Origin of the sequence: Alteromonas sp. BMJM2, from assembly GCF_027257845.1 — a bacterium.
GTDB lineage: Bacteria > Pseudomonadota > Gammaproteobacteria > Enterobacterales > Alteromonadaceae > Alteromonas.
In genome coordinates, this window is the sequence record NZ_JAPVOT010000049.1 from 1 (window position 1) to 1,971 (window position 1,971).

Annotated in this window: 4 protein-coding genes; all 4 read left to right on the plus strand. The window is 38.8% G+C overall.

Features of this window, described 5'->3' with window-relative positions:
- Positions 1–191 precede the first annotated feature (191 nt).
- A complete protein-coding gene (locus O9X84_RS19430; RefSeq protein ID WP_269521305.1) occupies positions 192–374 on the plus strand; it encodes a hypothetical protein in 183 nt (60 codons plus the stop codon).
- Between the two features lie 184 nt (positions 375–558).
- Positions 559–837 (plus strand): type II toxin-antitoxin system RelE/ParE family toxin, encoded by a 279-nt coding sequence (locus O9X84_RS19435; RefSeq protein WP_269521306.1) that lies wholly within the window; start codon positions 559–561, stop codon positions 835–837.
- Entirely contained in the window at positions 837–1,133 is a 297-nt protein-coding gene (locus O9X84_RS19440; RefSeq protein ID WP_269521307.1) for a HigA family addiction module antitoxin, read from the plus strand. Before O9X84_RS19435 ends, O9X84_RS19440 begins: the two co-directional genes overlap by 1 nt.
- A gap of 78 nt (positions 1,134–1,211) precedes the next feature.
- Entirely contained in the window at positions 1,212–1,751 is a 540-nt protein-coding gene (locus tag O9X84_RS19445; RefSeq protein WP_269521308.1) for a hypothetical protein, read from the plus strand.
- Positions 1,752–1,971: the final 220 nt, after the last annotated feature.

Sequence of the window (1,971 nt, forward strand, 5' to 3'; positions counted from 1 at the left end):
CTGAAGTGTTCGCAGATCTGCACTAACAGGCATATAACAAGTCGTTCAAGCGGGACTCATAACAGTTGGCTAGTTTCGCTTCGCTCACAATTTTAGCCAACTGAATTCGCCCCTTAACGAGGCGTTATATGCAATGATTACTGGGGGCCATTTATCTAGCTTGATGAAAACGCTCTTAAAATGGAGGGTAAATGAAAAATACGACCCTAATTCTTTTGATTGTTGGATTCTTTGGTTTAATCAAATTAAATGCTCCTCAACTTGTAAAGTTCATGCCTGATTGGGTAAATGCTCTTATATTTTTTGTTGTATTTTTCGGGCTAGTATTTCAGTTTGGAAAATTCATTTTCAAACACAGAAGAAAAGATGAATAATAAAACCTGCGTCAGAGGGTGCTTGAAAATTGCATATAACAAACAAATTATGCCACTCGCTGCCGCTCGCTGGGACGCAAACACGTGCGCGGCTTCGCCATTATTGCACACGTGTCTGCGCCCCATATTTGGAAGTTATACCTCTATAGATTGACTAATGTAACCATATGGGTTACATTAAGTTATGATAAAAAGCTTCCTACATAAAGGCCTACAAAAGTTCTACCAAAAAGGTAGTACGGCTGGTATTCAGAAAAAGCATGAGAAGAAACTCAGACTGATACTATCCAATTTAGATCAAACAGAGTGTCCAGAAGATATGGATTTACCGGGTCTTTTTATGCATAAGCTGAAAGGTGATAAGAAGGATATATGGTCAGTTAGGGTGAGTGGAAACTGGCGTATAACTTATCGGTTTATAGGTAAGGATATCGAGCTCGTCAACTATGAGGATTACCATTAATGACTATTCATAATCCGGCGCATCCAGGTGAAATATTAAAAGAACTTGTGATAGAGCCTCTTCAATTAACAATTACTGATGTCGCCGCGCATTTAGATGTTAGCCGTAAAACGCTATCTAAAGTCCTTAATTGTCGGGCATCTATTTCCCCAGAAATGGCACTTCGACTTGAACTAGTCTTTGGTAAACCGTCCGCAGATCATTGGTTGAAACTTCAAAATGCACATGATTTGTGGATGACTAGGCAAAATAAGTCAGCTTTAAATGTCGAACCTTATAAAGCTTTGGTGGCGTAGTTGCGGTATAACAAAACGTTGAAGGCGGATAAAAACAAGGGCGGTTTTTACCGCTTAACGAAGTGTTAGGCATACACCATGATTCCTGTTGGGTATTTATTAAAAAGAATTGCGAAGAAACCAACTTGGCTGAAAACAGATCAAGTTGAAGATTTGTATTCTGTTAGCGGGTGTACCTCAAAAGATTTTTCGGATTATATAAATTATTGGAAACATAATGGCTTTTGGCTTTTTAATTCGCCTCAAGATATTTATGCCGTAGCTGAAGAAAATGAAATAGATTTAACTGAAACTCATATGTTTTACTATGAAACATATGAGTTTCAATGTTATGAAGATGAGCCTACTTGGGAAAGCTTCGAGCCTGAAGCATCATTTGAAACAAGTGTAGTAGAACCTAAATCCAAAACCTTAGAAGGCTTTGATGTGGTTTCATTTACTAATGGCAATGAGCCTGAATGTTCATACCTGTCATGTAATCACATGGCAGAAGAGGTAAAAGTTAATAAGCATTGCCTCCTAGAAACTTTTGAGGAGGCTAAATCATTACTCGAACAAAAGAAATTTAAAGATTGTGAGCCAGGGCCATGCAGGATAATGGCTGTTTATTCGGTCTAGTATGCCTAACAAGTCGCTCAAGAGGGAAAATTTACAGTTGGCTGTTTTCACTCCGTTCAACATTATAGCCAACTTTAAATTTCCCCTTAGCGGGGCTACATGGACTCCCCTTTGTCAAGCAATAGCTCTTTAGATAACAAGAAGATCTGACAGCAGCTCTACATTCGGCGTTTATTAGCTTTGTTACGCTATCGCCCTGATGATTTTCGCTTGAGCAATG